Raw genomic sequence first — 4,186 nt, 5'->3', positions numbered from 1 at the left:
ACTTTCTCCATTCCCCATGTTTTTCTTAATTATACAAAAAAGTACCCTATAGGTAGACTTTTTTTTAATGTCTACTCTATAGGGTACATTTTACTTTTCCGGTAGTTTTTTGTTTTGGTTTTTTAAAGATAGTTGCTATTGTCAATACAGACAATCGGTGTATCACAGATTGCTTCAAGTCTCACGATATACCTTATTTTTTTGAAGGTTAGACTTTGTGAAATAGCAGCAAAGTATGCAAAAACAAAGAAAAATCAAAAAGGAGAGATTACTAATGACGACGATTCCTTATGTCATCGAACAATCAAGTTATGGTGAACGTTCATATGATATTTATTCAAGACTGCTTAAAGATCGTGTTATTATGCTTGGATCGGAAATAAATGATCAAATTGCAAATACAATTGTCGCCCAGTTACTTTTTTTATCGGCTGAGGATCCAGAAAAAGATATTTCGATTTATATTAACAGCCCGGGTGGCTCCACATCGGCTGGTTTTGCCATTTATGATACGATGCAGCACATTAAGCCTGATGTAAGAACGATATGTACAGGGATGGCAGCTTCAATGGGAGCGATGATTTTAATCGCTGGTACGAAAGGTAAACGCTTCGCACTTCCAAACAGCGAAATCATGATTCATCAACCGCTCGGTGGTGCACAAGGCCAGGCAACAGAAATCGAAATATCAGCCAAACGCATATTAAAGCTAAGAGAACATTTGAATCAAATCATTGCGGAACGGACTGGGCAACCGATTGAAAAGGTGGGTAAGGATACAGACAGGGACTACTTTTTATCTGCTTCTGAGGCACAGGAATATGGAATAATCGATGGGATTATTTCGTAATTTCATATCTTTTCATCTACTAATAATTGAGGGGCGCACACTTATCTATAAGTGCCGCCTCTATTTTTAAGGTTCTGACTGACCATTTTGATGATTGACTAAACAGTTTCCGGCCAACACTCCTTCAGCCAAATTGTTCCTAATCTTTATCCTGCTTAAGCTGTTTTTATTTCGGCTTCTAACTTAATTTCCACATTCCCTTTTATCGCTCGGGAAATCATGCATGACTTTTCAGCTTGTTGAGCAAGTTTATTAGCTAAATTACAATCTTTTTCAGTCGCATTATGTTTTAAAACGATTATAGGACGATGAATGATTTTTTTATAAGTAATCACACCCTTTGTGACATCTACTACGCCAATAGATTCCATCGTTAAGCTTTCCTTATCGAGGTTACTGCGTTCCATCATAGCCGCAAGTGTTATGATATAACAAGTCGCTGCTGCTCCAAGCAGCATTTCATCAGGGTTAGTGCCGACCCCTGGTCCATCCATTTCAGGAGGAATGGAAACCTGTGTTTCTAAATTTCCTGCCTTGATATCCCCTATATCATTTCTTAACCCGGGCCAATTTGCAGTTAAATGAAAAAGATGTTCTGCCAACGTCCTCGCCTCCTTAATGATCTAGCATATTTTCTTAAAATAAGTAAAAAAGCGTTCCCTGCTAAAGGAATGCTTTTTTACACGATGGCTCAACCACCGAAATGGAATCTATTCAATTTATGCAATTATTTCAATTTTATCATGGTCTAAGCTGTCGACACCGTCGTCAAATACTAATCTAGTTACAAATTTGTACGAGATTTCCTCGTTTGAAAGAGGAATATCTCCCGGTAGTTTACAAGAAAAAGTCACTACTTTTTCATGATCAGCAAAGACAGTATCAGAGGTTAAAATCAAGTTTGTTAAAATAACATTTCCTTCTTCATTATTTTCTTGCGTTTGAACTAATTCAGATTCAATTCTTTTTAACTTCTGTTCGATTGTTCCGCCTTGAATTTTATAGACACCCTCAATGATATCACTTCTTCTATAGGTTTCTTTGTTTAAAATCAGATCAATTTTTGCTGAACCAATACCAAGCTTAGACATTATTTTTCTTAGTAACAATCCAAGTCTTCCTTTCGAGTTTTGTTAATTAAGATACGTAGAAGAGTCTGTAAAGTTTCAAAAAAATTAGCTGATCAGCGAAAGATTTTTCATGTTATTATTCAAATACAGAATCAAATTCAATTTGAACAAATTTCAAGGTACATTCCTATTACCTTTATACATGCAGAAACAGGTGATGACAATATGTTTTTGAAAAATGTAACAATATTACGAGATCAAATCCCATCCTTTAAACAATACCCATTTTCGATTCCAGTAATCTTTAAATTAAAAAAGCTCTCATTTAAACAATCCGTCACTTTTTTTGTTGGGGAAAATGGGTCAGGGAAATCTACGCTCATAGAAGCAATTGCTGCTCAAATTGGATTTAACAAAGCAGGGGGCAGTACGCAAAATCGATTTGAAGAGGAACATACTGTGTCCACATTACATAACTACTTGAGGTTGTCCTGGCTGCCGAAAGTAACGAATGGTTTCTTTCTAAGGGCGGAAACGTTTTATCAGTTTGCAAGCTATCTAGATCAGCTGCAAAGAGAAAATCCCGATGATATTTTTGCTTCGTACGGAGGAATTTCTCTTCACGAGCAATCCCATGGTGAATCCTTCCTATCTTTATTTAAAAATCGTTTTGGAAAAAAGGGCATTTACCTTTTGGACGAACCCGAAGCCGCATTATCCCCTGCCAGACAGCTTGCATTGTTAAAAATCATCCATGACCTGGAAAAAGAGGGTCAGTCCCAATTCATCATTGCAACCCACTCTCCAATCCTACTCGGTTATCCAAATGCTGAAATATTCAATTTCGATGACGGAGAAATAAAGAAAATCAACTACGAAGACACAGATCACTATCAAATTACAAAATATTTTTTAGAAAACAGGGAAGGGCTGCTGCATCATTTGTTTCGGGAGGAAGAGGAGGAGGGAGGAGTTAACTAGTTTCTTACTCGGTGCCCTTTTAACGGCGAGACCGCTTATAGAAGGAGGGAATTCGCTCATTAGGTTGGAGATCGCTCATAGAAAGAAGAAAATCGCTCATAGAATCCCCGATTTCGCTCATAGACCCGATCCAATCGAGCATAGAAGAAGGGAATTCGCTCATAGAATCCCCGATTTCGCTCATAGACCCGATCCAATCGAGCATAGAAGGAGGGAATTCGCTCATTAGGTTGGAGATCGCTCATAGAAAGTAGAAAATCGCTCATAGAATCCCCGATTTCGCTCATAGACCCGATCCAATCGAGCATAGAAGGAGGGAATTCGCTCATAGGTTGGAGATCGCTCATAGAAAGTAGAAAATCGCTCATAGAATCCCCGATTTCTGCTCATAGCTCTGACCCGAACTAGCATAGAAAGTGGAAATCCTCTCATAGAAAGTCAAATATGTATAATAAACAAAGTACAGTCCATTACGACTGTTTAAAAAAGTAAATTTAATATATTCAAAGAAGGAGAATTCTAAGATTGATCGAATTTGAAATAGACTAATATATTTTATTTGGAGTGATTATGTGATTGTAAAAAAAAAGAGAAGTGCCGTTGAAGTTGCAAAAATTAGAGGCTCTAAAGAGGCGATTACCTTTAAACCATGAAAAACGTAGAGATATTGAAGAAGAATATGCAAAAACAATGGCTGGCTATCGCGGAGAGCAAACTGTAGATTATCACTTAAAAATTCTTCATAATGACAAAAACTTTATTTTACATGATATAAGGCTTTTAAATGGTTCTGCTTTTTTTCAAATAGATACATTAATATGTAACCCAGCTTTTTTCCTCATAATAGAAGTTAAAAATATCTCTGGTACTCTTATTTTTGACCAAGTATTTCATCAGCTTATTCGAAATTCAAATGGAAAAGAGGAAGCTTTTCCGGATCCCATTTCACAAGTAAAACGTCACCATCACCAGCTAACCACTTGGCTTAAAGATAATAAAGTACCTGAAATTCCGGTTGAATGGATCGTTGTAATTAGCCATCCTTCTACTTTAATTAAATCCTCCCCTATAAATTCCAACATAGGTAAAAAAATTATCCACAGTGCTGCCCTTTCTAATATTATCGAAGAGTTTACAAACAAATATAAAGAAAAAAAGTTCTCAAACTTGGATTTAAAAAAATTATCTAATTGAATGAATTTCATAAATTGAATCCTTAGAGCCTCAAGGGTTTTGAAACGCAAAAAAAGGAGTACCTCCCCAAATTGTCGAAATAAGTAAGCAC

6 protein-coding genes are annotated in these 4,186 nt (G+C 36.5%); 3 read left to right on the top strand and 3 right to left on the bottom strand.

Features of this window, described 5'->3' with window-relative positions; genetic code table 11:
- Positions 1-274 precede the first annotated feature (274 nt).
- Entirely contained in the window at positions 275-850 is a 576-nt protein-coding gene (clpP, locus tag IC621_RS26185; protein WP_191162969.1) for an ATP-dependent Clp endopeptidase proteolytic subunit ClpP, read from the top strand.
- Positions 851-1,005: 155 nt separating this feature from the next.
- Here the strand turns inward: clpP and IC621_RS26180 are convergent, their stop codons facing one another.
- Together IC621_RS26180 and IC621_RS26175 are read right to left on the bottom strand one after the other, a co-directional pair.
- On the bottom strand, positions 1,006-1,452 hold the full coding sequence (locus IC621_RS26180; RefSeq protein ID WP_191162968.1) for an OsmC family protein: 447 nt from the start codon (positions 1,450-1,452) through the stop codon (positions 1,006-1,008).
- 117 nt (positions 1,453-1,569) lie between these two features.
- On the bottom strand, positions 1,570-1,959 hold the full coding sequence (locus tag IC621_RS26175) for a sporulation protein (protein WP_191162966.1): 390 nt from the start codon (positions 1,957-1,959) through the stop codon (positions 1,570-1,572).
- A 186-nt stretch (positions 1,960-2,145) separates the two neighbouring features.
- Here IC621_RS26175 and IC621_RS26170 point away from each other — a divergent pair, with 186 nt between their 5' ends.
- Positions 2,146-2,901, top strand: a complete 756-nt coding sequence (locus tag IC621_RS26170) for an AAA family ATPase (RefSeq protein ID WP_191162964.1) — start codon at positions 2,146-2,148, stop codon at positions 2,899-2,901.
- A gap of 59 nt (positions 2,902-2,960) precedes the next feature.
- Here IC621_RS26170 and IC621_RS26165 read toward each other — a convergent pair whose 3' ends face one another.
- Complete coding sequence (locus IC621_RS26165) at positions 2,961-3,269, bottom strand: hypothetical protein (protein WP_191162962.1); 309 nt, start codon at positions 3,267-3,269, stop codon at positions 2,961-2,963.
- Between the two features lie 226 nt (positions 3,270-3,495).
- Between IC621_RS26165 and IC621_RS26160 the strand changes: the two genes are divergently transcribed.
- The gene (locus IC621_RS26160) at positions 3,496-4,095 is read left to right on the top strand and encodes a nuclease-related domain-containing protein (protein ID WP_396653135.1); all 600 of its coding nucleotides are present in this window, start codon (positions 3,496-3,498) and stop codon (positions 4,093-4,095) included.
- The last annotated feature ends 91 nt before the right edge of the window (positions 4,096-4,186 follow it).

Origin of the sequence: Metabacillus arenae (assembly GCF_014773385.1) — a bacterium.
GTDB classification, from domain to species: Bacteria; Bacillota; Bacilli; order Bacillales; family Bacillaceae; genus Metabacillus_D; species Metabacillus_D arenae.
Note: the sequence above shows the minus strand (reverse complement) of the source record. Positions and strands in the feature narration are given on the sequence as shown.